General features: G+C 42.9%; 18 protein-coding genes and 2 pseudogenes. 3 read left to right on the plus strand and 17 right to left on the minus strand.

From position 1 onward, the window contains the following. Positions 1 to 127 precede the first annotated feature (127 nt). From OCW38_RS07940 to OCW38_RS07955, 4 genes are all read right to left on the minus strand, one after another. Complete coding sequence (locus OCW38_RS07940) at positions 128 to 1,837, minus strand: methyl-accepting chemotaxis protein (RefSeq protein WP_261895653.1); 1,710 nt, start codon at positions 1,835 to 1,837, stop codon at positions 128 to 130. Between the two features lie 560 nt (positions 1,838 to 2,397). After that, on the minus strand, positions 2,398 to 2,814 hold the full coding sequence (locus tag OCW38_RS07945) for a MarR family winged helix-turn-helix transcriptional regulator (RefSeq protein ID WP_261893617.1): 417 nt from the start codon (positions 2,812 to 2,814) through the stop codon (positions 2,398 to 2,400). Further along, entirely contained in the window at positions 2,792 to 3,778 is a 987-nt protein-coding gene (dmeF, locus tag OCW38_RS07950; RefSeq protein WP_171342067.1) for a CDF family Co(II)/Ni(II) efflux transporter DmeF, read from the minus strand. The genes OCW38_RS07945 and dmeF overlap by 23 nt, the downstream gene beginning before the upstream one ends. A gap of 290 nt (positions 3,779 to 4,068) precedes the next feature. Next, positions 4,069 to 4,977, minus strand: coding sequence for a LysR family transcriptional regulator (locus OCW38_RS07955; protein WP_261893619.1), 909 nt, complete (start codon positions 4,975 to 4,977; stop codon positions 4,069 to 4,071). 303 nt (positions 4,978 to 5,280) lie between these two features. On the opposite strand from OCW38_RS07955, the gene OCW38_RS07960 reads away from it, so the two are divergent. Then, positions 5,281 to 6,540, plus strand: a complete 1,260-nt coding sequence (locus OCW38_RS07960; RefSeq protein WP_010441165.1) for an adenylosuccinate synthase — start codon at positions 5,281 to 5,283, stop codon at positions 6,538 to 6,540. A 434-nt stretch (positions 6,541 to 6,974) separates the two neighbouring features. On the opposite strand, the gene OCW38_RS07965 is transcribed toward OCW38_RS07960, so the two are convergent. The 5 genes from OCW38_RS07965 to OCW38_RS07985 all read right to left on the minus strand — a co-directional run bounded on the left by OCW38_RS07965 (position 6,975) and on the right by OCW38_RS07985 (position 12,851). Continuing rightward, positions 6,975 to 7,229 carry a hypothetical protein gene (locus OCW38_RS07965; RefSeq protein WP_261893622.1) on the minus strand — a complete coding sequence of 85 codons (255 nt, stop codon included), beginning with the start codon at positions 7,227 to 7,229 and terminating at the stop codon, positions 6,975 to 6,977. A 95-nt stretch (positions 7,230 to 7,324) separates the two neighbouring features. Then, complete coding sequence (locus tag OCW38_RS07970; protein WP_261893624.1) at positions 7,325 to 7,771, minus strand: retron system putative HNH endonuclease; 447 nt, start codon at positions 7,769 to 7,771, stop codon at positions 7,325 to 7,327. Then, complete coding sequence (locus OCW38_RS07975) at positions 7,755 to 7,904, minus strand: hypothetical protein (protein WP_261893626.1); 150 nt, start codon at positions 7,902 to 7,904, stop codon at positions 7,755 to 7,757. Before OCW38_RS07975 ends, OCW38_RS07970 begins: the two co-directional genes overlap by 17 nt. A 63-nt stretch (positions 7,905 to 7,967) precedes the next feature. Further along, complete coding sequence (locus OCW38_RS07980; protein ID WP_261893628.1) at positions 7,968 to 10,292, minus strand: N-6 DNA methylase; 2,325 nt, start codon at positions 10,290 to 10,292, stop codon at positions 7,968 to 7,970. A gap of 48 nt (positions 10,293 to 10,340) precedes the next feature. After that, a complete protein-coding gene (locus OCW38_RS07985; RefSeq protein ID WP_261895655.1) occupies positions 10,341 to 12,851 on the minus strand; it encodes a DEAD/DEAH box helicase family protein in 2,511 nt (836 codons plus the stop codon). On the opposite strand from OCW38_RS07985, the pseudogene OCW38_RS07990 reads away from it, so the two are divergent. Then, positions 12,850 to 14,000: pseudogene (locus OCW38_RS07990) on the plus strand (IS3 family transposase). The gene OCW38_RS07985 and the pseudogene OCW38_RS07990 overlap by 2 nt on opposite strands. A gap of 148 nt (positions 14,001 to 14,148) precedes the next feature. On the opposite strand, the pseudogene OCW38_RS07995 reads toward OCW38_RS07990, so the two are convergent. The 8 genes and pseudogenes from OCW38_RS07995 to OCW38_RS08030 form a co-directional block, all read right to left on the minus strand. Then, positions 14,149 to 14,355, minus strand: a pseudogene (locus OCW38_RS07995) (DUF6361 family protein); the annotation flags it as partial. Positions 14,356 to 14,593: 238 nt separating this feature from the next. Then, positions 14,594 to 16,507 carry a DUF2075 domain-containing protein gene (locus OCW38_RS08000; RefSeq protein WP_261893631.1) on the minus strand — a complete coding sequence of 638 codons (1,914 nt, stop codon included), beginning with the start codon at positions 16,505 to 16,507 and terminating at the stop codon, positions 14,594 to 14,596. An 11-nt stretch (positions 16,508 to 16,518) separates the two neighbouring features. Continuing rightward, entirely contained in the window at positions 16,519 to 16,920 is a 402-nt protein-coding gene (locus tag OCW38_RS08005) for a (deoxy)nucleoside triphosphate pyrophosphohydrolase (protein ID WP_261893633.1), read from the minus strand. After that, entirely contained in the window at positions 16,913 to 17,752 is an 840-nt protein-coding gene (locus OCW38_RS08010) for an HNH endonuclease (protein ID WP_261893635.1), read from the minus strand. The genes OCW38_RS08005 and OCW38_RS08010 overlap by 8 nt, the downstream gene beginning before the upstream one ends. A gap of 20 nt (positions 17,753 to 17,772) precedes the next feature. Continuing rightward, complete coding sequence (locus OCW38_RS08015) at positions 17,773 to 18,654, minus strand: DUF7281 domain-containing protein (RefSeq protein ID WP_261893637.1); 882 nt, start codon at positions 18,652 to 18,654, stop codon at positions 17,773 to 17,775. After that, on the minus strand, positions 18,651 to 21,443 hold the full coding sequence (locus OCW38_RS08020; protein WP_261893639.1) for a coiled-coil domain-containing protein: 2,793 nt from the start codon (positions 21,441 to 21,443) through the stop codon (positions 18,651 to 18,653). Before OCW38_RS08020 ends, OCW38_RS08015 begins: the two co-directional genes overlap by 4 nt. Next, entirely contained in the window at positions 21,443 to 22,006 is a 564-nt protein-coding gene (locus tag OCW38_RS08025; protein WP_016796435.1) for a condensin complex protein MksE, read from the minus strand. Before OCW38_RS08025 ends, OCW38_RS08020 begins: the two co-directional genes overlap by 1 nt. Further along, a complete protein-coding gene (locus OCW38_RS08030; protein ID WP_017065576.1) occupies positions 21,993 to 23,273 on the minus strand; it encodes a hypothetical protein in 1,281 nt (426 codons plus the stop codon). Before OCW38_RS08030 ends, OCW38_RS08025 begins: the two co-directional genes overlap by 14 nt. Before the next feature lie 147 nt (positions 23,274 to 23,420). On the opposite strand from OCW38_RS08030, the gene OCW38_RS08035 reads away from it, so the two are divergent. Beyond that, positions 23,421 to 24,281, plus strand: a complete 861-nt coding sequence (locus tag OCW38_RS08035; RefSeq protein WP_017085795.1) for a helix-turn-helix transcriptional regulator — start codon at positions 23,421 to 23,423, stop codon at positions 24,279 to 24,281. Positions 24,282 to 24,323 lie beyond the last annotated feature (42 nt).

The raw sequence follows: 24,323 nt of genomic DNA on the forward strand, positions 1-24,323 counted from the left end.
AACCTGACGGGTTTGCCAGCTTCGCTGGGCAAACAAAAAAGCGCAGATTAACTGCGCCCTCAGATTACTAAGTCTGATTAATACCTCGCGGCGATTTTTTCTTACCTACCGAATGAAATCAAACCCACTATGACGTTTTAAACTGCGCTACCGCTCTATCCATATCATGAGCTTGTTCTGCCACTTTATCTACCTCCATTAAGCAGTGTTGAGCCGATGCGTTGTTGTCGTTCGAAATGGTGTTAAGCTCCGTGATTGAATCACTCACTTGCGCCATCACTGCGCCCTGCTCTTCAATCGCAGATGCAATACGTTCAGAGTTGCCTTGAATACTTTCCATGTCGCTCAAGATAAGCTGCAAACTTGCATCCAGTTCTTCTGAATCTTTGAGTGTTAGTTGCCCTTGTTGATTACATTCGCCAATCTCGGTCATCGAAGCGTTCATTTGACTTTGGATTGCGGTGACTACACTGGTGATTTCAGTGGTTGACTGGTGCGTTCTACTCGCCAGCGCTCGTACTTCATCCGCAACCACAGCGAAGCCACGGCCTTGTTCACCTGCTCGCGCGGCTTCAATGGCTGCATTCAATGCTAGCAGATTGGTTTGCTCTGCAATCCCTTGAATGATATTGACCGCGTCGCCAATTTGATCAACATGATGGTTCAATGAACTGATCGAGTCTTGGCTGCTTGAAAGACGTTCAGACAGCTGGGTAATATTGTTTATAGTGTCTACAACCACTTCACGACCTTTATCAGCATTCACTTTGGCTTGCTGGACACCCTCCGCAGCCACAGATGTACTTTCTGAGATTTCACCGATGGTGAGCACCATTTCTTGCACTGAAGTGGTCATGGTTGAAGTATGGTCAGCTTGCACTTCAAACTGTTTGATGACCGATTCAAGCTCATCATGCATGTTCGACGTGCTTTGCGTCAGTTGCAGTGACTTAGATTGAGATGCCGCGATTAAGCCTTCCAACTGATCAAGCAATTGATTGAAATATTGGCCTAGCGTGCTGAGTTCATCTTTGCCATCAATGTGTGAACGAATGGACACATCGTTAGAATCGACAATGTTACGAATCACCGAAAGTAGAGATTCAATTTTACCGATGATAGAGCGGACAATTAACCAGCTGAACAGAATGATCGACACAAGCAATGTGACGCAAAGGATATTGTTAATCAGCGATAGCTTGTCCATCTCTTGTTGCGTTTGTTGCTCTAACACCGCTGAGAACTCTTTAAACTGAGTTTCTATAGCATGAGAACCGGAGCGTGCTTGTCCTAACAGACCTTCGTTGTGCTTCAAGCCAATGACTTGCTTCTGTGCGACCACTTGTTTAGCGGTATCTAACAACTTGCTTGAACTAACTGAAAGACCACTTGGATCGAATATGCCCTTTTCAATCAGATCATTAAACAAGTACAGTTCGACTTGTTGCTCTGCTTTGACTGTTGCACCGATGCTGTCTAGTTCTTCATGAAATCGACCGAGTAAGCCTTTATCTCGTGCTAATCCGTAGACTTCATAAGCTTTCGCCAATTCAACGAAGCTTACCTGGTAGGCTTCAATGTCATCACGTAACCGTGCTCTGTTGGCCAAACCCAAATCGCTAAGTACCGTATTGAGCTGAGATTCAGATTCTAAAAATTGGTTGTAGTTAACATCGAATTTATCGAGATATTTTAAATCGCTACGTAACAAAAAATCTTTTTCGTTGCGGCGAAGGTTAAGCAATCGTACTTCAAGTTCCTTGGTGATTTGTTTAGCTTGGCTCATTTGAGCCGTGGTATCTGCAAATTGTGAAGTGGTAAACAACAATGCAATCATGCCGAAAATGGAAAATATTCCCAATGAATAGAGCTTGTTCTTTATGTTCATGTATGTGACTCGTCTTTACTAATCTAATAATAGGTATCTAAGTTTTTGTGTAACTTTTGTTATCTTATTTTTATGTTTATCTAGCTTCAATTATCTATCTAGCTCTAGTCGTTTGCATAACCTAGGTTATTTATATAGTGATTAACTCGTACTGTTCTCAATTGGATTTGAGCTACCAATGAGAGCGCACCTAAAGTTAGAAATATCAATAACACAAATTTCTAACATGTACATTAGTTGAATTATAGATTTGGGAGGCAGCTATTTGACGGGTCGAACAAGGCTTAAACAGCAGGCTACGTAAGGCTTTGAATCAAATAACTTTCATACTGCATTGACCTCGGTTGCTATAATGACATTATTTGGGCTCATCAGAGGAACCAAAATTATGCTCAATTTCTTCGATTCATAAAAAAGTGGACCGCCCCTACTCGGGTACGATCCACTTATCTATGTTCTTGCTAGCGGTTAGTTGTCGCTATTCGTTCTCAGCTTTATACTCACTCGAACTAAAATGCTTTTACCATTTTTGTCAGACATTTCAGCAATACGACTTTTTCGTCTTCTTCGAATTCTTGTGTGAGTTCATTGACCAAATTCAAGTGAAGCTGATTGTGATGAAGGTGGATCTTCTGCCCTTCATCGGTCAACGCTACGACTATCGCACGTCGGTCGGTTGGGTGTTCATGGCGCTCTATCAATTCGGCTTTCACTAGCTTTTCGATTTGAACAGTGAGTGTGCCTGTAGTGATGCCGAGCTTTTCTGCGAGTTCTTTCATTCTCAACGCGCCATGCATACCAAGCACTTCGATGGTATGAACTTGCGCTAAGGAGTAACCCGTTTTTTTGACAACAGATTGCTCCCACGAAGACATTTTATCGTAGAACTCGGTTAGTATTTGATTAAGCTGTTCTATATTTCGCATGGCCGTTTGAGTGCACTTCAAGAGTAAGATGGTTAATCTTATCAAACTTGGCGAGCATTTGTTTATATTCAGAGATGGTTTTATCACTGTTTGATTCAAGAGTAATCGCCGCTGAGTAGTGATGCCCGCTCACCTTCCACATGTGCAAATCTGTTACAATGGCGTAAGAAGCCAAAGCTTCAGTGATGCTTTGACGGTAGTCGTCACCAATATTCTCATCCAGTAGGATTGGACTGGTCTGCTTCATCAGGTTCATCGTCCACTTTGCAATTACTAGTGCGCCAATCATACCCATTGCGGCATCCAACCAGTTCCAACCGTAGAACTTACCAAATAACAGTGCAACAATCGCAAGCAGAGACGTCAGAGTATCCGCCAACACATGCATGTAGGCTGCGCGTAGGTTATGGTCATGATGGTGCTCACCATGCTTATGACTATGGTCGCTGTCGTGATCATGGCTATGTGAATGATCATGATTCTTACTATGATTGTGGCCATGCTCGTGTCCGTGGTCATGATGGTGATCGCCGAGTAAAAACATACTCACCACATTCACGGTTAAGCCAATACAGGCAACGATGATCGCTTCATTGAACTGAATTACTTGTGGGTTAAACAAACGATGCACCGATTCCACCAGCATCAATAGTGCCACTATCCCCAATGCAATCGCACTGGTGTAGCCCCCTAACACGCTAACTTTACCTGTACCAAAAGAGAAACGTTCGCTCTCGGCATGTTTCTTCGCATAACGGTATGCAAATAAGGTGATGCCAAACGCTGCAGCATGCGTCCCCATGTGCCAACCATCGGCGAGTAATGCCATAGAGCCGTAAATGGTACCCGCAATAATTTCGACAATCATAGTAACGACGGTCAATAACAAGACATAGAATGTGCGTTTCTCACCTTGGCTGTTATGTGAAGAAAAGTTGTGTTGGTGACGTGTTGGAAAACTCAAAATAGCGTCCTTAGTTGGTATTGTGGTTAGGGCTATCTGTCATTAGGGCATGGTGCTGACAAATTCCCTTTGACTCACAAGTAATTTGATTATCAAATCAATTGATTGAAATTTAGTTTGATTGCCAAACTTTGTCAACGACGAATTTCAAAGCTCTGGTTTGCGAAAGTAATAATTGATGTGCGCTCCAATTAGCCCTATAGCCCATTGGTTGCAAAAGAACTGCGCTTGTTAAACACAAAAAAGCCCACACTAGGCAGGCTTAGGTAAGTCAAAGTCAATGATGGCGCTTATTTGTTTTGCAGCAGACTAATCTCATCATTCACCCAACCTAACAATTGCTTGGTCGCTTTCGACAATACTTGGTTCTGGCGAACAATATAGCCAAGGCTCGTACTAGAAAAGTTCGTTAATGGTGTCACTTTCGAATGCAGATGCTGCTTGGTGGATACCGCGAATTCTGGAACAATCGCCACACCAAACCCCGATTCCGCCCAATCGATTTGAGCATCGACACTCCCTACTTCCATCACCCTGTAATTTGGTAGATTCAGGTTTGGTAAACCTTCATCAATGAAATCACGCGTTCTCGTATCGTGGCCAAGTAGAATTAAGGTGAGCTCAGAATCTTCTTCTGCGCCTTTAACCTCATTCTCTATATTTCTTTCAGCCCCTTGAATATCAAACCCATCGCCTAGCGCACACCAAGAAAGATCCTGCAGCTTAGTGAAATATAACGACTCATTGTGTTGTTCTTTAGCGATAACAAAACCAAGATCCGCTTGAGCGTTTTTGATTAGGCTCGATGCTTGAGATGATGTGGTATTCAACAATGTTAGGTCTATACCCGGATACTGCGCTTTGAACTTCTGGAAAGGACGAATCAACAAGAATCGAGAAATGATGTCGCTGACAGCAATAGTCAAAGTGCCAATTTTGAGATCGTTAATAGCATTGAGATCTGCCTGGCAAATCTGTAGTTCGAGTAACGTTCTTTGGCTCGTTTCCAATAGCCGTTCACCCGCTTGAGTCAATTGAAATGGGCTTCTGTCTATCAACTTTATGCGTGTTTGTTGTTCTAGTTGTTTTAGGTGCAAACTCACATTGGGTTGTGTCATGTGTAGTGCATTGGCTGCTTTCCCAAAATGCTTGTACTCCGCAAGCGTTACAAACGTCTTTAACAAATTAATATCGAGCATTATACCTGTCCTGTATTCCTTACATCACCCCCTATAATGAGAGACGAACGCAATAGGAAATCTCGCTTGTGGTTTGAGATTCCTGATACCTCGTTCCTCGATTCAGGAATGACGGTTATTTTGAAGTTTCTCTACTAAGTATCGTCATTCCCTACAGTGAGGAACGAACGTGATAGGGAATCTCGTTTGTAGCTTAAGACTTTAAGGATATATGAAATCCTTATCAAGATAATAAAGATAATTAATTTCTCTTATCCACTTTGTAGGCCTAACATGATTTCTCAATCAGTTAGGAGAAAAATTATGCCATCTATCGTTGTTGTGGGCGCAAACTGGGGTGATGAAGGCAAAGGCCGCATCGTCGATTTTTTAGCAGACCAAGCTTCTGCTAGCATTCGTTTTCAAGGCGGAAACAATGCAGGTCATACTGTGGTAAATGACTTCGGTACATTCAAACTGCACCAACTACCTAGTGGTATTTTTAATCCTGATTGTACAGCGGTTCTTGGCCCAGGCATGGTGATCAGCCCTGCTGCGCTGACTCAAGAGATTGCAGAAGTTCAAGAGGCTGGCATCAAAGTGAAAATGGCGATCTCAGATCGTGCGACACTGTGCCTGCCTTTACACGCCCTTGAAGATACGCTTGAAGAAGAGCGTTTGGGCGACGGCGCTTACGGTTCAACACGTCAAGGTATTGCACCAGCGTACGGCGATCGTGTAATGAAAAAAGGCATTCTTGTGGGCTGGTTGAATCAACCTGAGATTTTAGAGCAACGCATTCAATTCCTGCTTGATTGGAAGATGCCTCAACTTAAAGCGCTATACCCTCAATGTGATTTCACTCAGACAGCTTCTGAAATGACAGAATGGCTACTTGAAGTGACTAAGGCTTGGCGCCCATTCATCTGCAACGTGACTGAGCCTCTTAAAGCACTGCAATCACAAGACGCAAACCTACTTTTTGAAGCTCAACTTGGTGCAGGCCGTGACCTTGTCTACGGTGAATACCCTTGGACGACGTCTTCTAATGTAACCGCAGCTTACGCGGGTATCGGTAGTGGCTTACCTGCCCTTCGCCCTGAGCGTGTTATTGCTGTTGCTAAATCGTTCAGCTCGTCTGTTGGTACTGGTACGCTAGTAACTGCAATGGAAGAGCAAGACAGCTTCCGCGAAAGCTCCAACGAATATGGTGCAACTACGGGTCGCCCACGTGATATGGGGTACTTTGATGCAGTAGCTACTCGCAACGGTGTTGACCTACAAGCCGCGACTGAAATCGCACTAACTAAGATTGATTGCCTATCTGGTTTATCCGAACTTAAGATCTGTACTGCTTACTCAGGTGAGCACACTGAGAATCCAATTTGGCCACAGACAGCTGAGCTAAAGCCCGTGTATGAAGACATGGCAGGCTGGGATGAAGACATCACTGGCTGCCGCACGTTTGAAAGCCTTCCTCAAGCGGCACAAGATTACGTAACTCGCATCGAAGAGTTGATGGGCGTACCAATCGTGATGGTATCGGTAGGTCCTGAGCGCGAGCAAATGATCATTCGAGGCTAAATCCCTCTAGGTATTTAGCTATGACGGCTAGTTCTAGCTAAATACGACAGGCACAAAAAAGCCCACGCTAGGTGGGCTCTTTCGTGTCGCTACTGGACTCTACTATCGACACTATCTAATTGATTATAATATTCATTATAAAAGTAGAATTTAAGGGTGTTACCTCTGGTGTTACTTCAGAAAAACTAACCTAAGTTACTCCTGCCATCAAGTTGACCACTACACACTTACCCTATGATTTTCCAGTTCGAGATACCTGATATTTCATTGAGCTTAAACATGGTACGAGTGAGACATCAAGCTTAAACAGTTAAACACATCAAGTTCGATAAGGTATTATTGTGGGTTTTACTTAGAGAAATCCATTGAATTTAAAGCCGATGTAACAAAACAGACGGGTTTCATGTTGCTGGGGCAAAGCAGTTGAAGGTTGTTTAAAGAGGTTGGACTAAAACAGCCTCAGCCTGCTGCCCTAAGTAAAATCGAGTCGCACTAAAAAACGATGGCCAGTCCCCTGATCTATTTTTCCTAAGTACAGATGCGGCTAACGAACTACGAGCTTGCTCTATCGTTAGCCCACGTCCCACCCTTTCTGTGATTCGACTATTGATGTCTTCAAGAATCATTTTTCGAGCTCGCATTAGTCGTGGAGAGTTCAGATTTAACTCTTCAATAGTTTGACGTGCCATTTCGATGTCTACTCCCTGAGTTTCACAGACATTTGTACTTACATCCATTTGGCCTGTAGAGCGATAAAACCTCCAAATGTTAGGGTAAGGTAAATCTAGTGGATTGAAGATAATCGCATCAAGGATTTTGTCATCTTTTGGTACATCACAAGAATAGCTTTTTTTTCAGTATTAAATCTATGTTCAGGTTCAACCACTTTACTTTGATTTCCACCACAGCAAACTGCTAGTAAGTTAGACCATTCCAATCCCCAATTTGGCTCCCCCAGTTCGCGTTTAGATTTTGGGTGAAAATGCTCAATGCGACAGTCATCCAATGCTCCATTTGTTCCAGACAATAAATCCTGTTCACAATATGCGCATACATTGCCTTGATCTGTCCGTAATTGTTGCTGTGTCTCCTGATATCTTGCACCACAACAACGGAAAGTTTCTCCAATTATTTCTTTATTTTTCTTATCCTTTTCCCATAAAGCATCGGGGTTTGCAGATCTGAATACACCTAGTCGGTTTGGCACTGCTCCTTTATTGATTGTTTTCATTATCTCGCTCGAACTCACGAATACGAATATCTGTTTCCAATTTTTGAAGCTCTGCTTCTGTTTGTCCGCCCCATTTATATAGCACCTCTTTTAGCTTTAACGCTTCTTCAATGTCCCATTGGTCAGATTCCACTAATTCGGTATAGCGATTTAGCTTCTGGACAATTTCAAGATGCTGAGGTCGAGCTGTTCCGCCCTACACATCTTCTAACATTCGTGAACTTTCAGAACCATAAGTGCTAGTACCTGTTAATAGCTTTGCTTTTAGGGCGTCTGCGGCCACTATGCGAATAGAATCAACATTAACGGTTGTTAGTATTTGGGGGCTATGCGTCGTAACAATAAATTGGACGTTCTCAAATAAACTTATAAGATCGCTTAGAACTCTCTGCTGCCATCTCGGATGCAGGTGAAGCTCAATTTCATCGATTAGAACGATCCCATTCACTGTCAGTGGGTTATTGCTAGTAGGATTAAGCAAATAGGCACGGCGTACTAAGTCAATTGTTAGCGCCACCATATTCCTATACCCTTCACTAAGTTGCTCCAAGGTAAGTTTTACGCACTCATTCTTTTCGTTTTTCCAATACACCACAACATCATTGCTATTTTTATCAAACTCTAGGCTAGTTGCTCGATCCACTATCTGATAGACAGCTTCAGAAACAAGCCTCTTAGCCGGATGGATAAATTTGTGGTCTTTTAGTTCATCACGCTTTCGAAGTTCATCTACTTCAATTTTCGAAAACCAGTTTTTTATAATGCCGTAGTTCACCTTAGCATCTAGAGCGGAGTCGTAACCTTCACCACGTATTTCTTTTTCGAATGGGTTTATTGCTACCTTAGAACTTGTTGGAGTGAGTGCGCGGCTTGTTCCATAGTAGGCAATTAATGGAAACTCAGACTGACTATCAACCAGTTGACTGGCATAGCCAGTTAACGCTGCCGTACCGATCTTAGGAGGTTCTGATGTTCCCGCCCCTTTTGCTACAAGATCCCAACTTAAGCTTGATGTTGTTTCAATCGCTATACGTGCGTAACGTGCAACCCCGTTAGAACTAACATGTATATCCGACTTTTTTATCAGTTTTCCCTTTGCATCAGGCATAGCTGTAAGAAAAGGCCCAAGTCCGCAGGCCACCGCTTCTAAAATTGAAGTTTTCCCTGCACCATTTTCTCCAACCAATACGTTCAGAGAAGAATGCATTGGCACTTTAAAATCCGTGTATCCCCTAAAGTTGCTGACAGTGACTTCGCTAACTTTGAGGTCTTTTCGTACGTAAAGAGAAGGGTCTAGGTTAAATTGTCTTTCTGCTATCTGCCGAGGGGGCAAGCTAACACTAAATCGGCCGTCATTGTCACAAGCCTCAACAATCGCATTTATATTGTCGGCTGAGAGAACATTTCGGCCTCGAGCCGGTTCATAAAACAACGAAGCATCGACAAACTTGACGCTTCTGTTGTTACGATTTTCTAACCCTGAATTGAGAACAAGAAGCACTGTCGGAATTGAAGTCGAGTAATGGATATTTTTAGGTAATAAAATAACCTGTTCGATAACTCCTTGAGACACTAAATACTCGCGAACTTTGGCTTCAGAGCCTGTTCTCGTTAAGGCACCTAGAGACATTCCGACTAACAGCTTACCTCTCTCAGTGAGAGCAGATAGCATCGATAGCGTTATAAACCAATCACTTCTACTTTCTGGCAAAATTCTGGCTACGTTTAGCCACTCATTACGCATTAAATAGTAGATATTTTCTCGAGATGATTTAGGGATTTTCATTCCAAAAGGTGGAAAAGAAACAATTAGATCGTATTCATTTTCCTGATAGGAAGGCTGCGATAAGGAGTCTCCAAAAAAATCTCTACCTTCTATCCCCCTGATTACTCGGCTGATTATTAGTTGAAAATAAGCGTCCTTATCGACTTCTTGAGTATCAATATAAACTCTTTCTTTACTTACATTGAAAAAAGAAAACGCTGTGTTTCCAGCCCCTGCAAATGGGTCGCACACTGACTTTGGTTGATAACGCAATCCGAGCGCAGTGACCAAGTGGTTAACATCATTGGGAGTGTAAAACTCACTTCCTGATTTCCCTTCATTCTCAGCAAAGAGTGAATCTAGTTCAGCTAGAGAAAGTGACGCTATGGAAGAGCATCTATTTAATAGCCCGCCTTTGATAGCATGACGAACAAAAGACTCATTAATGTTGTCGAAAGAACGTAATGTGTTTTCTAAGTAATCACAAAGGAAATTAGATACATCACGATGAATTAACCCTAAACGAATAGCATGATCAACCAATTCATGAGAGTAACGAGCAATGACATTAAAAGAATCGAACCTCGGTGCCTCAAAATGCTTGCCAGTATTCGATTGGAGATAACGTATGAAGAAGATTGAATACGCTAATGAACGATAGTTTGATATAGGAGATGCTCCTCGAACATAATCAAGTATCTTCCATATTTCTTTTGACTGGGCTTTCGCCAACCTTAGGTCGTCATCATATGCCATTTAAAATCTCATTTTTTGGACGTAAAAAGCCTGTAACTAAAACACTATTTATACATGAGTGTTTTTATTTTTTTTTATCATGTCAAAAATCAATTCGACATAACTAGCCATCACTTGTTGGTCTTTCAGAAGTGTTCTGGCTATATCACCTTCTTTCATAAGAGCTTGGATCACAGCACGTTTCACTGCTTGAGGTAAATCTCCCTTCAGCGCAATTGACTTCTCATGCTTCTCAATTTGCTCAACAACTATTGGATCTTGCAAGACTCGAGCTATTGTACCGTTTGCGAAATTTCTACGTCCAGGTTCGTCTCCCACATCGCCAAATAATTCGTTAAGACGACGGATGAGGTCAATTAGGAAAGCTTTCTCCCTATCGTTAGGATCCGTTGGGTTAGGTTTAATTGGCTCCAATGGCGTAGCAACACCTCCAGGGGTTTCATCTTTGGACGGTTTTATCTTGAATTTTTCTAACACTAGAGCGCTCAGGTCTATATTTTCAGGAGTAACACCTTTTAGACGTCGAGATAACAAATGGGCAAACGCGGCAAAATTCTCGAATTCAGGGTCACCAAATTCAATAAGCTGAGCCATATAGCTATAGTGTTTTACAAGTCTCGATAAATCAGACTTAAACCTCATTAAGGCTTCACGTTGCTTTGTAAAATTACTGCGCTGCGATTCAGCGTAGTTCGCCGTTTTTTCATCTCCCGCTTTGTGCGCTTTATCGTATTGTCGATCCCAATGATTAGCAGCATCAATCAACTCTCTCAACTTGACGTTGAAGACATCGGTTGGTCGTTGAGTTGCTGCCAGTAATTTTTTATGTGTCTGTGATTTTTTATCTGGTGTTTGACCAAGAATCGCTTTACCACGAACCTGTTTGAAATGTTCTAAGTCTTGGTTGTTGTATATGCCATGCTCATCGAGCAATTCTTTCATGTCATAGATGACGTTGATGTCTTGAACTTCATTGAGCTGCGCACCTTTGTCATACTTTTTAAAGGCATCAAGAATAGTTTTGGGCTCATTAGCGAAATCAATTACGTAAGTTGTGTCTTTACCTGGATGGGTGCGATTGAGGCGAGATAGCGTTTGTACAGCTTCCACATCTGAGATTTTCTTGTCCAGATACATAGCAACCAACTTTGGCTGGTTAAAGCCTGTTTGGAATTTATTCGCTACTAGCATTACTCTGTATACAGTTCTCTCAAACTCGTGACGTAGATCCGTCCCGCGAGTATCTGGGTTTAAATTGTATTCGGTGTACTCTTTTTCGAAATCAATACCTAAAGGTGCTTCTAAAGTATCATCACCTAAGTCTTTACCAGGAACCTTACCTGAAAAAGCAACCAAAGCCTGAATACCATCAATGCCGTGTGTTTGAATATACTTATCGAAAGCCAATTTATACTTCACTGCTTGTGCACGGCCCGATGTTACCAACATCGCTTTTGCGTCCCCTTCCAAGAGGTGTGCAACATTGGCTTTGAAGTGTTCAATAATAAACTCAACTTTTTGACTAACCGTGGTCGGATGCAAAGACATCCAACGCGCTAATGCCCGTCGCGCTTGTTTACTATCAACGCGCTTTTCATCAAGATTATTTTCACCAATTTTATAAGCCGTGTCGTAATGAGTGTAGTTCTCTAGCACATCGAGAATAAACCCTTCATCGATTGCCTGACGCTGTGTGTATAGATGGAACGACTCTGGTTTATTCTCATCTGAGACCGGTTGACTTGAGTCATTAGGGCGACCAAAGAGCATTTTAGTACTGTGCTTAGGTGTGGCTGTAAAAGCGAAATGAGAGACATTTTTGGGCATGGCACGAGCATCCTGTACTTTGGTCAGAATCTCTTCGATAGTCATTTTCTCAAGCTCTTGGGCGCTGAGGTTGAGTGTTAACGCTGCTCTTAACCCTTTGGCAGTAGAACCTGTTTGGGAGGTGTGCGCCTCATCAATAATCACCGCAAAATTACTTTGTGCTAAAGATTTATTAGTAAGAATAGTTTCAAGGGCGTACGGAAAGGTTTGAATTGTCACTACAATAATCGGTGTACCGTTAAGTAGTGCTGCCGCTAACTGTTTTGATTTAGAATCATTGCTGTTATTTCGGTCAATTGTTTCTATTACACCGTATTGATGATCGAGTTGAACAACAGCCTCTGCAAGTGAAGCGTCAAGAGCTGTTCGATCAGTAACAATGATTACTGATTTAAATACTCCTTTTCCTTCGGGACTTCGAAGACGAATCAAGTCATGAGCAGTCCAAGCAATGGTCGAGGTTTTACCCGACCCCGCACTGTGTTCACAAAGATATTGCATCCCAGCACCGTTCTTACGCGCATCGTCAATCATCTTATTTACCGCAGCTAACTGATGATAACGTGGGAAAATTTGTGTTTCCTTGCTTTGAGCTTTGCCATTAACGTCGACGACTTCTTTGGTTTCGACATACACAAAGCTGTAGAAGATGCGCAACCAGTTATCTTTGATCCGCACCAGCAGTTTTGGACACTGAGTTAAGTGAGTACAATCACTAATGAGGTGAACCATGACAAGCAAGAAGAAACGTATTATCCATTCTCCTGAATTTAAAGCAGAAACCCTGAAGCTGGCGGAGAAAGTGGGAGTCGCTGCAGCCGCAAGACAGCTCTCATTACATGAATCTCAGATCTACGGTTGGCGAAAAGCCACAAAGAAGAATTCTAATATTAGCCAACGAGAACAAGAATTGGCCGTTGAAGTCGCTAAGCTAAAGAGGCAGTTGGCAGAGCAAGCAGAAGAGCTAGAAATCGTAAAAAAGGCCGCCACCTACTTCGCGAAAAATCTAAAGTAAATTGCTATGAATTTATGCTCGAACACCTGCTGAGTTTCAGTATTTCCCGTATGGCTAAGGTGTTCAGAGTTTCTCGAAGTGGGTTTTATTATTGGGTTGAGAATCGCCACAAGGCGATTCAACGTGAGACAGAGCGCCAAAAGCTTGATATCAAAGTAAAAGAAGCCTTTGACGTTAGCAAAGAACGAGATGGCTCAAGACGTATTCAGAAAGAACTGGCAGAGAGCGGTGATAACCATAATGTTAAGACCATTGCCGCCAGTATGAAACGTCAGGATTTAGTAGCGAAAGCTGCACGCAAGTTTAAGTGTACAACAGACAGTAAACATAAAATGCCCGTTGCTCCGAACTTGCTCGCTCAAGATTTTAACGCAACGGCTCCAAATCAAAAATGGGCAGGAGATATCACCTATGTTGCCACAAGCGAAGGCTGGCTGTACTTAGCTGTCATTATTGACCTCTATTCAAGACAAGTCATTGGTTGGTCAATGAATACGAGAATGACGGCCTCACTGGTCTGCGATGCCTTATCAATGGCTTTATTTCGCCGAGGTTTCCCTGAGCAGGTTATTACTCATAGCGATCGAGGTAGTCAGTACTGTTCGAAAGACTATCGAGACCTCATAAGTAATTATAATCTAAGGTAAAGTATGAGTAGGAAAGGAAATTGCTGGGATAATGCTTGTGTTGAGAGCTTCTTTCATTCTATGAAAGTAGAAGCAATCCAATATGAACCGATCATGACGAGAGAGCAGATGCGTCAAACGATCTTCGAGTACATTGAGGTTGATTATAATCGAACGAGAAGGCACAGTGCTCTTGGGTACCTAAGCCCAATGAACTATGAAAAACAAAATGTCGCTTAGTTAAGTGTCCAGTCTGACTGGAGCAGATCAGCATATCGTGCTGATGGTTTTCAACTAAACATATAGCTAATTTATCTTCTTGCTGGCTAATGTATTCAGCCAGAAGAGGACGCTCATTAGGCTCTAACTTACGGTAGTCATGAAATATATAGGGGATAGTGACAAAGTACTTAGCGCGGGTTTGGATAGTAGAAAAACCCGGAAAAAGCTGATCGGCAAAAGCATCCCTGATTTGTCCTATACCCAACTCATCAAGTGTACCTTTCTCTTGTAACATTGAGAGTACTTGAGATACGCGTTCTCGTTCTGTAGATGAAAAATCTATCCAACCAATTAGACTTTTTTGTCGGCTCACTCTTACCCCACTCTCGTCTTAAAAAGTCAAAACCCAGCTTGGTCATTAAGAATGGCAATGACATTCAGACTACAAACTAAGCAAACCATTGAATAATAATATGAATAATCCAATTAAAAGCTGTTCAGCATCATGAAACATATCTTTTAAAAAATAATTTCTTTCGCTCAAAACGAGATTTCGCCCCCAGTCATCCTAGGCTATGTAGTTATTCTAAATAGCATTTGAATGATGTAAATTAGATCATGTGCATTCCACAGTTTTTTAAGTATTCGAAAGTTTCACCATCATCGCACTTAATCACTAGCCCACTACGACCTCGACTAAGTAGTACTCGATAACTCCCTTCTGTGTAATGGTCATATTGGCGACGATGACGATTGTCCTCGGACAGAACGAGTAGACCATCTCGATATAGCAAGTCATTCCCCCAATTAAACAACGCCAAAGACAACTCTAAACCCTGGCAACTAAACTCAGTACACGCAGCCTCAAATCGACAACATGAGTTCTTAGAACTTGGAGGCTCTACGTACCACGGACCAATGTTCTTTCCTGCCTTAAATTTGACTTTTTGTACTTCATCGATGAACTTGCCACCACGGCTCGACATCAACCAGCCACTTCTAAAAGCGTCAGGTTTACAATTTCCCTCATGCAAAGTGTTTTGTAACTCAGATGCGTAACTTTCGGCCGAATCTTTGCTTTGTGTGACACACAGTGGATAGTGAGCTTGAATGGTTAAACAAACTTCACGTGCACGCTCTGGGTTATTAGAGAGAACTGCTTCAATCCATTTATCTAAGTCTTCGGTATATGACTGGCGAATCGGTGTCTTTAGATTAAAGACGTCCTTCTTGATTGGACTTATAAGCTTCATCTTATCGGCATGTAATGAAGGCATTACTGGCGTCACTCTTCGATCTTGCGCACTAACGGCAACATCGAGATCCGCTAGCATTTGATCTAACTGCATTTCATTACGATGAATAGCCTGCCCATCACCAACCAGAAGAACCAATACACCAAAAGGTTGTTGAGATAGCCAATTGCAAAATAGCATTAGTTCCGAGGGTGACTTTGAATCTCTAGGGCTTGCCTTCTCCCAAGCTCTCTGCGCCTCATCAAACACAACAAAGGTTTCTTGACGCAATCCAAATGAACTCTTGATGTGCTTTTTGAAAATATGTAGGTCTTCGATCATGACCCGTCCGTCGATAGTCCGACCTAGTACATCATTGCCTTTTCGCTTACCGTAAAAATCTAACGTGTGTTGAAGTACTTGCACTAACGGGGCATTACCAGATAGAAAGATAGGCTCGCTCTGTTTAACACTGTCATTGCGAGCTACTGAAGCCACAGTGCTAATCCCCAAGAGTGTTTTCCCCGCTCCAGGACGTCCATGAACGACTACAACGTAACGTTTTAGCTTGGCCTTAGCTTGCTGATAGAGCGTTAGAAGAGCATCTCTTGCTTCCTCGATGTTTTCACTTGCCGACGTTTTTAATGTGGGAATTTTGGCATCAAAAAATACCTGTGCAGTTCCGTGCAGTATGCTTGGCTGGCGATAAAACTCGCCCTTAGACCAACGAAGGACATCATAACTGCTTGTCTGACTCAGCGATGTGACCAATTGATCCGTCAATAAAGGAGCATCACCTTTGTCTGCTATCTCACAAACAACGTCTGAATGTTTGAACCCCTTTGCACCTGGCTTTGTTAATACTAAGAATCCATGCCCTACCAAACCTATCGATTCATTGTGGTAACGAAGCATGGTTTGCAAATCTGAATTCGCACGGAGGATCTCATGCTCTGAGGCTTCTGTTTTATGTTTGAACTCAACGACAAACAAGTCTCCTGTAGGTAGAACCAAGTTGACGTCGGCTGCTCTCTTTCCACCCTCACCTATCAGCTCTTGCTCAAAGGCGACCCAGCAAGTTTCAGGGTTAACGTTAGACTCCCTGACGACATGACCAAGCATCGATTTCATTAAGTCATATTCGGTTTCCCATGCAAAACGTTGAGCTGGTTCTAGCTCTTGGGTCCAGTCGAGACTTGTGTGAAAAGAAATAAGTTCATTGATAAAAACTGTCTTATCAACTTGCAGAAACTCTTGCCAGGTTCCATCCCAACCCGCCTTTAAATCCATTTACTTATTCCTTAGAAGGTTGTTTGAAGTTTTTCGACAACAGGAAGGTCAGCTGCAGCCCAATCCACCTCTAAAAGCTGATCTTTAGAGAGCCAGAGAGAGTCAATGTGTTCGGAAAGCTCAATGTCACGAGTAGGAATTTCAATAACGAAGCAATGCATGGTTATATCAAAATCAGGGTAACTATGATCGATAGTTAATAAAACCTGAGGTTTGGTCACGGTTATTCTTAACTCTTCCTCTAACTCCCTAGTAATAGCGGCTGTTAGAGTTTCACCTGCTTCTACCTTTCCGCCAGGAAACTCCCATTTCTGGCTGATATAATCAAGCTGAGACGGCCCTCTTTGGACCGCCAAAAACTGACCACCGTTCATCAGTACGCCAGCGACCACTTCGATATGTTTCTTACTCATTTTCATGCTCTTTTATTAATTGCTTACAACGAGACTTCAAAGCCTTTACATCGTTTGTGTCATCAACGATGTGCATCTTCTTATGGCAATTAGGGCATAACGCCACTGTATTGTCTGGCGTGTCATCGCCATCTTTGGACAACCAGACGATATGATGCGTCTCAAGGTAAGGGTCACCTTTAGCATTGTTAAACGGAGCTGGTTTCAAACAAAGCTGACATTGACCTTTAGCCAATCGCTTAGCAAATTCAGCTACCCAAATATTTCTCTCATAGCTTGTCGATTTCTGTTGATAGGGTGTTGCTGTTTTTCGACCTTTTGCTGCTAAAGCTTGTAGCTCTTCAACTGTTAGCTTTCTTGCTTTACGAACTCGGACGCTTTCTACGCTCTCTCTGTCTTGTTTTTGAACATGACGTTCACCAGAAGCCAATTTTACCGGGAAGACATATACCTTTCTTGGCTCCCCTTTCTCATCTGGTTGAGTTTCAGAGTAAGGAGTACTATTGAGTTTAACTTCACCAACATACGTGTATTCCTGATCTTTAAATACTTCAAAAAGGTGCACCGATACTCCGTTAGTATCAGATTCCGCTAGAGTTTTGTTTTGTTGGAATGTCAGGCTTTGGTCACCCTTGCTTCCCATTCCCGTATAATGAAGGACATCACCGAACCATCGGTCATCATAGATTGACTTTATGTGATTAGAGACAATAACCAGCGTATTAGTCTTGTGCGCTCGACGCATGCCACCTTGGGGGCTACAGCCAAATGCTTCACATAGATCGGTATTGTTTAGTTTGGTGCCTATTTGAGGCAATGAAAGATTATACATGTTCCAATTTTTATCCTTTCTTATTCATTTCTAAGCCAAACAGCCTCTTGCTCAAGAGCTAAACCATGTTTCTTCATTTCCATCACAAGTTCTCGTAACGAAGGGGAGTACTCCAAAAGTCTCTGACTATTTTGCTCAAATGAATCAAATTCTCGAGCAGTATCATTCCAAAGCTGGTTTTGCCCATAACGCACCAATAACTCTTTCCAATTAGGCATCAACCAAAACTCTGCTCTTTCTTCTAGTTTTGAGCTTAAGCGACGATAGTTATTTAACCCTACGCCATCATAGTCCGAAAAAAAACAGACCCTCTGTGCCCTATCAGGCGCCGATAACCATTCAATCAGTTTGTTGTGTAGCTGCCCTCTGTACCATATAACAGTCGTGGGTTCGTTATTGGGTAACCAATCTAAGCGGTCAAACAATGCTTGGTTTTCCACCAGCCAAATAGAATGGTGAGTGTGAAGATTTCTGTTTCGCTCTCCACCTACTTCAAGCGAAAAAACACCGAATTCTTCTGTCGCGATTTTTAAGTGCTCAGTTAGCACTTCTGATACCCTCCATAAAGGGTTAGCAACCGTTTTGGCCAGCATGTAACTTACATCGTGACTTGCACGCCCTTGTTTGCTGCTCCGTGTAGATGCTATGTTTACAGCTCTTTGCGGGGCTGATGAAGACACGTTTTGATTTGGTGCCAACTGCTCCAGTGTGACTTTAACGACATCCATATCTAGAATGCGGTAGACCACACCACGCCCTTTAGGAGTAGCTTGTACACTCTGAGTTTTGCGGCTGAACTCATCAAGCTGTTTCTTCTGAGATGTCGTCAGTGTACTTCCGGCAATGGAATCAGGGTACACCTCGATTAGCCGCGTTAGTGCTTTAGCCAATGCCTGACTCATAATGATGGCTTCACTTGTGACTGCGGCAGTGATTGGCTCTCAATTTGTTCGAAAATCTGCCAGCTATTACGGCTAATGTGGTTCTTGCCATTTGCTTGGTGGATTGGCACACAATAACGCGCCGTGGTTAATGGTGCTGGTGAAGCAAAAATCAAGGCAAAGCCAAATTGTTCGGCAATCTCTATCAAGTTAGCTTGGTTCTTAGTGTCCAGAGCTAATGCTTCATCCAAATAGCATATCGCTTTCATTTGATGACGTTTATCTTGCATTAGATGCAACATCGCCAGACCAGTCACAAGCTTGGCCATCAACACTGTTCCGTTGGAAGCCGCACTATCAATATCTTCAAATGACTCTTGTTGTTGTCCTTGCTTGGCAACGACAAACTCAAGTCTAAACAAGTCTGCGACCCTCAGGCCTTGGCGAGCATTACCTTCTTCAATCAACAGACTCTTCGCTCTTTCTAGCTCCGCATCATCAAGAATACTAGCTTGGTCAAACAGTTCGAAACTCTGACCACTTTCAGTTTGCTCTGCTTGCTGTATCAGTACATTCATTGCATCAACAAGCTGACTTTCTTCAACTGGTTCGATTTTGAAAGTTTTGAGATCCGATAACTGCCTGTGACTGATTAAGCGGTTAAACTCCTTCATCTTACTTTGCAGTGCATAGAGTCCACTGCGCAGCTCTCTTAGACTCGCTGTGACGTTTACCACTGCCGAGCGGGCGCGTCTTTCTAGTGCTTTCTTCTCATCATCTAAACAATGACTGAATTTAATTATGCCTTTTAACTCGTCATCTTGAGTTTGCGCCATCTGGAACTTTGTAAGCCCCTTCTGAGCTAACTCGTTTTTTACTTGGCGCAACTCTTTGGACAGTTTATCGAGATCTTTGCAATCATCGATGTACTGTTCGAAACGAACAGGCAGATACTCAAGAGACCAATCATCCATTACTATCCAAGGGGTATGAGGTTGCTCTGAAAGCATGCTAAACAGCGCTTGATCATCAATTCTCTGTCTTTTTAGCTTTTCGACGCTGCTATCGTCCGAAGACAGGTGACTTAATTTGTCCGCAATAGCACCAATTTGCTGTGCCAATTCATTGTGCTTCTTGTCTGCATTCTCAAGAGCTGTATTGATCGCTACTAACTGGTTATCAAATGTCTGTCTTTGCTCGTTTCTTTGTTCCTGACCGTTTGTTAATTGTTGCAGCTGCTCGTAGTCCCTCAAGTCCTGTTCACACTGTTTTACTGCTAGATTTAATTCGTTCTTTTTCCTCTCCGCGGCTTCACTTTCTTTACTTACTTCAAGCAGTTGTTTTAGTTCCGTTATTTGTTTATTAACATCGCCTATTTCCTCTACCAGCTCCTGCCCTGTTTTTTGAACATGCTGTGGAATAAGCTCCTCAATAGACAGTTTTAAACCTGAAAGCGAGAGTTGCTCAGAAGATTCACAATTGAGCATGTGTCGAAGCTGATTGATGTCAAACGAATACTGCGAAGGTGGCAGTTGCATTACTCGCTGGCTAAGTACTTTGTTCAGCTTTTCTAACTCATCTACATTAAGCACTTTAGAAAGGTGAAGGTATAAATTATCACCCAACGTTTGATGTTGAGACTGCAAGCTCTGCAGCTGATCTTCTTTCTCTTTCAACTGTTTGCCAATCACGGCAGAAGAGGACCGCTGTGATTGAATACACAGAGCCGCCTGTGCATCATATTCTTGCTCCGCAGTTTTCAATTGAATCTCTAAAAACAATTGATTCGGGATCAAGGTAAACCGCTGTTCCAGCTCTTGTTGCTGCTTCTCGGTACGGTTTAATTCTTCCAGTTTATTGGTTAATTCAGTACGCTCTCCTGCATGGGCGATATCTTGGCTTCGAAACTCACGTTGTGTTTGCTCAAGCTTAGTTTTTTGCGTTGCTAGATTATCAGTCAGCGTTTGAACATGACCATGCCAATCCTGCAGCAGTTCATTCACCTTAGGCTGACATGCGGCGATCTTTCCTCGTAGCGACAAAGTACGCTCAAACTTTTGTTCGAGCTCTTGAATCGTTTCCAGATTATTAACGGCTGCTAGGTACTGCTCGCGTTCTAGATTGATGTCTTGAAATGCTTTCTCCCACTCTTGTTTAAAGTCAATGCTGGAATTGGGTAATTCTCGACTAAATATCTTCAACAAGTAGTCTTTCACATCACTGGAATTGAGCTTGTCGAGTCTTAGCGTCTTGGTGAGTACCTGCTGAAACGAACGAGCGTCGCTTACGTGTTCCAATTTGAATACCGTAAAATCGATCTCGCTGTTTTTCTTAGTTTTTGTCCCCCCATAAATCGAGTGTCGAAACTCTTTATCATTGTACTTATAGACTCGATGTTTCTTTGTCGCTAAGTGATTGACCAACTTTGGTTGGGTGACGATGTTGCCATCATTCAAGCGAAAATCATCTAAGTTCAATTCACCTTTATAAGCGAAGTACTCATAGTCATGACCTACCCCTTTACCCACACACCCAAACACGACAGTGCCAGTTTGCGGTAGGGTGACTTCGAGCAAGATATAAGCGCTGTTGTTCGGAAAGTAAAAACGACGTGCCTTCTCTAATGTGTGAGAGCCGAAATCCATTCTTCTTTGATCTATGATGAGCAGAAATTGGAGGGCATTGATTAAGCTAGTTTTGCCATGGTTATTTGGCGCAATTAGTGACACAGAGTCATCAAGAGGAAGTTCTGCTCGCTGGTACCCAGCACTGCCAATTAAAGCTAAACGTTGAAAACCGTAACTTAACATTATTCATCTTCCTCATACGCTGCCACATCACTTTCGGATGTTTGTTCAGTGATAGCTTCAAAATGGTCTAGGTAGCGATATACCGAAGGCAGCATACGCCAATGATTATTCTCTTGAGCGACAAAGCCTTTTCGCACTGCGTTGTCGAGTATCTTCGCTATTGCATTTTGGTCGATCTCTTCTGCATCCAAAAGCTCTTGATTCTTTTCGTAGACCTCATCTAGAAAGGCATTATCAATCGTCCATTGGTAAAACTGACCAAGGGAGCGGCCGCTATCAGCTTGATGGTCAAATATCACCATCAGCAATAGTGCTAACTGGCGTGATTGTTTATTAATGTTCTGGTTTCCCTCTTCATCATGGAACCAAGCAAAACCGCGAGCATCAATGCGCAATTCAAAACCTAAGTTAGCAAATAGGTGTTGGTATTGTTCTGCTTGTTGTTCTAGCTCATGCCATAGAGCTGCATCCGTCGAGCGGTTAAGATGTCGCCCTGAGTTGAAAAGGCTAAATAACTCAGTCAGATGAGCCAGCTCATTTAAATCGATTTTACTCGTTTGCATTATCAACATCCTTTGCATTTGTTGAGCCAGTCAACGTCTTTATTTCATGAGGGTGGTAGGTTACGGCTACTGTGTTCAACGCTGTAGTACTAGATTTCGTCCCTAATGTGCTTTGCCATTGAGGGTCACGGACAAGCTCGTGATAGAGTCGCAACAGCTCGGCATCTGGTAGATGTTGATAGTTTTCTCTGAGCCAACTCATTAGATTCGCCAACGGTAGTGAGTCAGCAAGCTGCTCCCTCAGAAGCTCTTCATCAACCCAGTTGATCATTGAACTGGTTGGCGCTTCCTCTTCTTCTGGGAATGGCATAGAGCTAGGTTCAAAGTTCAAAAATTCTGCCATCAGCTCACGCACCTCGTTACCCAACTGAATTTTAGTCACGCGACTACTTTTCCACATAGGCAAACCTTCAGTGTTCAGTCCTCGCGCTAAACCCTTTTTACGAACTTGGCTTAGCTGCTTGCTGATCAGCGCTGATAACTGGTTATGTTGCCTAGCTTCCTCTCTCAATGGCAATAAGGTATCGGCACATTGCTGAGCAATCACTCGCCCCTGGTATCGAAGATCTTTAACTTGATAAGCTATTTGGCGCATTGCCAGCCTTTGTTGATACAAAGATCCACGTATGGAAAGCATGTCAACGGCAGTATCGAGTGCTTCTTCCGCCTTCTCTAATAAGGGGTAGAAACTACCTCCAAGACCGCTATCCATCATTTCGTTCATGGGTTCAACGTATTGATCGTATACTTCTAGCACTTCACGGTAACGACGTTCAATTGGGACACTGGTGTCCGCGGACTTCGCCTGCTCTGCTATCTCAAAAATGGCTTGTTTGTCTTGAGTTAATTGCTGGGTAATCTTTCTAACCAGTTCCGACAGCCTGTTCGCGCCTGTGCGAAGCAAATCATTGTCCGCTACATCGAGCCCTTCTATCACTTGGCTGGTGGCATTTTTGACCGCATCCACTCGCGCTTTAAGCACAGCTGATAGACCTAATTCATGCTCTTGAGTTAAGCCTCTGACAAAGTCCACAACTAGCGTATTTAGCTGATAGTCGCTACTTCGATTAATAGGCTGCAGTATGTCTGCATTGATAAGGCTAGTAAGAACTGTATTGCTATCCGCGTTTTTATTTTTGTACTGATTGATCACCTGCTCAAGCAGTCTGAGTTCAAATGCCGGAAACTCGCGCGAAAGCCGAGTTAGCTGCTCAACCACCTCCCAATGTTGGTGTAGCTGAAAGGCGAGACTTTTAGGTGCAACCATCTGTGATTACCTTATGTGTTAAGTTCAAACTCCAATATACCTTGCTATGCGTTGACTCTATGATGCCCCCGCAATAATATGACTTCATTAGCTACAGGTAAATGCTGATTACATATACACGTCGCATAACTAGACAGGAATCAAACTATGAGCAAATGGCCAATACGCTGGGATCTGCTGTTCCGCTACCGAATGATAGAAATCATTACATTATGGGAAGGGCGACTAACTACCAACCATTTGATTCAGAGCTTTGGTATTGGCAGACAGCAAGCTTCGAAAGACATCAACACCTATCTAACCGATGTAGCGCCAGGCAACCTTGTCTACGATAAGCAGTTAAAAGGCTACAAGCCCAGTGATAGCTTTATTCCAAAGCTAACGAGCGGTCATGCTGATGAATACTTACACATCCTATCTCGAAGTGAAGATATGACTGTGACTTTCAATGAGCTTGATATGGGCTTTGAAAATACGACGATGGTTCGCCCAGTGACACGCAACATTACACCCGAAATTTTACGACCATTAGTCCAAGCAATCAGAGAGAAGAAACGTGTCGATTTAAGCTACACATCATTGAAGAATGGTGAAGAAGTAGAACGAATCATCTCTCCACATACGCTCGTTTGTACACCACTACGCTGGCATGTTCGAGCTTATTGCGAGCACTCAGAAGGCTATCGAGATTTCGTGCTGAGCAGAATTCGAGGTGTTCCAACTCTTGAGACAAAAAAAATAAAAGGGAAAGAACAAGATGAGCTTTGGAACACTCATCTCTCTATCAAGTTAATCCCCGACTCAAGATTGACCGAAGCCCAGGCCAAAGTGATTGCACACGACTACGGTATGGAAAAAGGCACCCTAGCAATACCGACGAACGCGGCACTGGTTCGCTATGTTCTGGATGCTTATAACATCGATATTAATGTGTTGAATTCGAACCCCAAAGGACAACAGATCATCTTAGGGAATTTTGAGGAGCTGAGGCCGTATTTGGTTTTTTAGGTGCGCGTGAATACTTTAAAAAGCATACAACGCACCTTTGTA

The organism is Vibrio cyclitrophicus, assembly GCF_024347435.1.
GTDB classification, from domain to species: domain Bacteria; phylum Pseudomonadota; class Gammaproteobacteria; order Enterobacterales; family Vibrionaceae; genus Vibrio; species Vibrio cyclitrophicus.

Bases quoted from the DNA above. Each gene is read 5' to 3' on its own strand.
- OCW38_RS08015 (WP_261893637.1), bottom strand. From the start codon at position 18,654: ATGAGTCAGGCATTGGCTAAAGCACTAACGCGGCTAATCGAGGTGTAC.
- OCW38_RS07965 (WP_261893622.1), bottom strand. From the start codon at position 7,229: ATGGCACGTCAAACTATTGAAGAGTTAAATCTGAACTCTCCACGACTA.
- OCW38_RS07985 (WP_261895655.1), bottom strand. From the start codon at position 12,851: ATGGTTCACCTCATTAGTGATTGTACTCACTTAACTCAGTGTCCAAAA.
- OCW38_RS08010 (WP_261893635.1), bottom strand. From the start codon at position 17,752: ATGTATAATCTTTCATTGCCTCAAATAGGCACCAAACTAAACAATACC.
- OCW38_RS08025 (WP_016796435.1), bottom strand. From the start codon at position 22,006: ATGCAAACGAGTAAAATCGATTTAAATGAGCTGGCTCATCTGACTGAG.
- OCW38_RS07945 (WP_261893617.1), bottom strand. From the start codon at position 2,814: ATGCGAAATATAGAACAGCTTAATCAAATACTAACCGAGTTCTACGAT.
- OCW38_RS08030 (WP_017065576.1), bottom strand. From the start codon at position 23,273: ATGGTTGCACCTAAAAGTCTCGCCTTTCAGCTACACCAACATTGGGAG.
- OCW38_RS07980 (WP_261893628.1), bottom strand. From the start codon at position 10,292: ATGGCATATGATGACGACCTAAGGTTGGCGAAAGCCCAGTCAAAAGAA.
- OCW38_RS08020 (WP_261893639.1), bottom strand. From the start codon at position 21,443: ATGTTAAGTTACGGTTTTCAACGTTTAGCTTTAATTGGCAGTGCTGGG.
- OCW38_RS08005 (WP_261893633.1), bottom strand. From the start codon at position 16,920: ATGAGTAAGAAACATATCGAAGTGGTCGCTGGCGTACTGATGAACGGT.
- OCW38_RS07940 (WP_261895653.1), bottom strand. From the start codon at position 1,837: ATGATTGCATTGTTGTTTACCACTTCACAATTTGCAGATACCACGGCT.
- OCW38_RS07970 (WP_261893624.1), bottom strand. From the start codon at position 7,771: ATGAAAACAATCAATAAAGGAGCAGTGCCAAACCGACTAGGTGTATTC.
- OCW38_RS08035 (WP_017085795.1), top strand. From the start codon at position 23,421: ATGAGCAAATGGCCAATACGCTGGGATCTGCTGTTCCGCTACCGAATG.
- OCW38_RS07955 (WP_261893619.1), bottom strand. From the start codon at position 4,977: ATGCTCGATATTAATTTGTTAAAGACGTTTGTAACGCTTGCGGAGTAC.
- OCW38_RS08000 (WP_261893631.1), bottom strand. From the start codon at position 16,507: ATGGATTTAAAGGCGGGTTGGGATGGAACCTGGCAAGAGTTTCTGCAA.
- OCW38_RS07960 (WP_010441165.1), top strand. From the start codon at position 5,281: ATGCCATCTATCGTTGTTGTGGGCGCAAACTGGGGTGATGAAGGCAAA.